Raw genomic sequence first — 3,902 nt, forward strand, 5'->3', positions numbered from 1 at the left:
AGTTCTGTTCATGAATTTCAATAGCACTGTCTTCAAAGGGATAAGCTTGTTCTTCAAGAAGAATTTCGTACTGCTCTAGCTCCAGCTCGTTCAGGCCTGTAGGGCGATCAGAATCCATTAAGTCGCGACTAAGCTGAGCATAAATATCAGCCATGCGATATCCAGCTTCGGTTGAGAACTGAGAGACACCATAACTCGCCGTCTTTTGATAGGCTTTCATAGCTTTTTCCAAAGCTTTGGTTTTTTTAATCATGGTTTCGTTTAGAGGTAGTTTTAACTTGATTCGTTTGTACTGAATAAAGGCATCATTAGCCAAAACACTCGCAGCACCTGCCGCCAAGAAGCGCATACGGTCATCTGCAGCATCACCCAAGCTATCGACCTTCTTCATTTGTTTAGCTAACCAAAAGCGTCGCTTCAGGGGTTTATCCGTTTCTTTATAAAGTTGCGCCAAACGATGAGTCACCTCCATATAGACATCAGCTGGCTCGGCATAGGTATTCGCATAAAGCCGGTAACTGAGTATCGCCTCTTTCTTGTTGTCAGCCTTATCGTATAGCTCCGCTACGATAAACTGAATATCCTGCTTTTCCTGCTCGGTTTTTGCCAGCTTACGCATAATACGCAATTCTCCGGCCGCTGCTTCCCACTGTTCGGTTTCACGATAAGCCAAAGCCATTTTAGCAGGCAGCGTATCGAGTAAATTATGCTTTGGGTAACGCTTTCTGAAGTCTGAAATAACGTCGATAGCACGATGCCATTCTTTTAATTCAATCAAATAACCTGCGGCATCATATTCTGCGCTGGCTCTGAGGGTGGAAGTCGGAGCAACAAGCCCCACGCGAAGAAACTCGTCAACGGCTAGCAAAGTCTGCCCATCTGCCAACTTCGCCTCTGCCTGCTTAAAGACACTCGCAGCCAGGCTTTCAATTGTTGCAGCCCGGCGCTTGTCCTTTGCAGGCATTTGGGTCAATACCTCTTGATACGCACCTTCTGACAGAACAAAGTCATTTAAAGCATACAAACTGTGCGCTTTAATCAAACTACTTTCTAATAAGGTTTGTTTATCAAGCTTGGGCGCACCTTCAAACGAAGTCGGCCAGTCAATCAGGCGCTGAGCCAAAGGTAATGCCCCCTGATAATCTTTCCTGTCAAAATACTCAGAGCTCACGAGGTACAAAACCGGAACCGCTCTATTGTCTTGCTTGTGAATATCAACAAAACGCATTTGAGCCTGCTCCCGCTTAATACTTAAGCTTTCCAGAAGAGCTTGCCTTGCCTCTTGCTCTGTTGGCAGCTTATCTTTTGGCAAGGCTTTGATGCTCTTTAAGTAATCATCATAGAGCAGCACGGAAGCGTAAGCCGCATCACTACGACCAGAAAATTCTGAGAACTCATAACCAGCTCTTTCGAAAGCCGAGATCGCTTCTGGAAAATGTGACAGTTGTGTCTCGCTCTCAGCCAATAATACTAGGCGCTCTGGCAAGTCTGAATGATTGGGAAAGGTCTCGGTAAAGGCACGGTTATATCGAGCAGAAAGCGTATATTCATCGAGCGTTTTTTGCTTGCTGGCAGAACGTTTCTTAGCAGCCTTGCGTAACTGGCCGGCTTTAACGTAATGGCGATCAGCTAACTCTTTTAACAGTGGCTCCAGCTGTTCTTTTGTATAGCCCAGCGAGTCGGTAGCACCTTCAGGCTCTGGCTTCGGAGCATGCGTTTGCCAAAATTCACTGCCTAAGCCATAAGTCTCAACAAATCGCACTTTCTCGGGGTAGATATCTTTCTTAAAGCCTGCGTGAACCAGCACAGTGATGATCTGCATTTGATATTTTGGCGACCACAAACTCAGTGGCTGCCTGGCAATATAGTTCTTATAAACTAACACCGCGTCACTAAACTGCTCTTTATTCAACAGGAAGTCTGCATAGCTGGAGTAAACAACATGCTCATAATGTCGCTGGCCCGTTTCTGCAAACAGAGCCCCCAAGCTTTCTGCCCCACCCAAATAAGAAAACGACAAACTCATAACGCGCATTAAGTCTTCGACCAGAGTTTGATGCTGATTCGCAACCAAGGCCGAGGCTTTATCTTGATCAGCCGAGTCCTGACTTAACAATAAATCTAACACGCGGCTGTAGCTTACCAGCGCTAAAGAGTATTTTGCCTGTTTGAACAAACTCCAGCCTTGCATGTAGTGGGCGTTAGCCAAAAAGGGGCTTTCCTCTTTAGGCGCTTCAGTCAGAATCACGGCAGAAAATGCCTGCTCGGCCAGCCTATACAGTTCGTCAGTGAACAGGATCTCTCCGCGTCTAAATTGTACTTCGGCATAATAGTTTGAGCCCGGGTATTGCTCGGCAATTCGTGTCAGTATCTTCAGGTGTTGATCACGCAAACCTTTCAACTCATAGGTCTTTGCCAATTGATATAAGACGTGATCGTTATCTTCTCTGTCTGGATACTTTTCAAGCAGACCTAAATAAGCAGTGATAGCGATATCCAGCTCATCAACAGCCTGCTCTGCCATTAATAATTCACCTTTCTGAAGCTTAAGATCGGCTAAGCGATGCAGAACCTTCATTTGCGTTTCAGGGTCTTTCAGCATAGGTAGCAGACGAGTGTAATTCTCGATAACTTCTGAAATTTCAAGACTTAAAGATGCCTCTCTATCAATCATCAAGACAGCAGGCTGAAGTGAAGCAATACTTTCAGGCCCATATAAGGGATAGGTTCTGGAGTCAAATAGCTGGCAGCCTGACAAAGCAAATAACAAGGTAAGCAAGCATGCTGTTCTAAGTAAACTCACAAGCTAGCCTCCTCTGTCGTCATGCTGGTTTTCTCTGCAGAATCCGAATGATAAACCTGGTCTGAAATTCGGGCTAATGACTCTCGCGAAGCCTTCAAATAAACACCCGCTTCAGCGATTTGCTTTTCGTAATCCTGTTTGGCCAAAGCAACAAGTTTATTTCTTGCTTGCGCAAGACTCTGGTCTAACTCCGTTCTAATTAGCGCTAGCTGCTCTCTTCCTTCAGAAACTCTCTTTGCTAGCGCTTCATTGCCACCATCAGACTCCAGTTTTGAACGTAACTTAGCTTGATATTCATTAAATTCTGCCATTTCACGATCGAGTGCACGAAGTTGTTTGACCGCCTGCCAACGATTGTCACTAAAGGACTCACTCAACCACCAATCGTAATAGGCTTTAACTCGATTCAAGCGCCGTTCGTAACGGCTACGCTTGCGATGANCATGTGGAATAAGTGCTAACGATGACTCGGCTTGCTCAATTTTCTTGGCATATTTAATCTGCTCCTCATTCATAAAGAATCGCAAGTCTTCAGTCTCGCTGGCATGATTAATCGCCGCAGCAAACCTGTCCTGCTCATCTTCCCAGTGTGCAGCGTCCTGGTTCTCCATCGCTTGCTTTGTTTGCTGTATTTTGTCTTCACGAAGCGCAATACGCGTTGCCATCATGGTGTCGAATGAGTCCAGCTGGCTAGCCCATTGAGATAAAGATTCTTCTAACTTATACAGCTCATGCAGCTCACTTACCTGGCGCTGAAACGCATCCGTTGCCAGAAGGTGTGCAAAGCTATAGTCATTAGGCTGAACATTTAGCATGCCATAGGCATCATTCACTAACTTCGCATCACCTAAGGGGCGTGAAAGGTTCAAGGCGGCAATCAAACGCGACTCATCGACCTCTTGTGCTTGTCTGCCAAAACGCTCTTGTAAAGATTCATAATGCTCAACAGCCACTCGGTAGCTTTGGAGTGCAAGCTTTGTTTCACCCATTTGCTCGTACAGATAGGACAAAGCATAAGGCACTTGCTGTAACCAGGGCGTAAATTGTGGGCGCTCTTTCAACAACGTTAAAGCTTCGAGCGCCAAGCCGTGCTGACCAA

At 45.9% G+C, this 3,902-nt stretch carries 1 protein-coding gene; it reads right to left on the reverse strand.

Annotated elements, in window-relative coordinates; translation table 11 throughout:
- The coding region (locus A3735_RS22215; protein WP_068638663.1) for a tetratricopeptide repeat protein at nt 1–2,803 on the reverse strand (2,803 nt) is incomplete at its 3' end.
- Nucleotides 2,804–3,902 lie beyond the last annotated feature (1,099 nt).

This window comes from Oleiphilus sp. HI0061, from assembly GCF_001635675.1.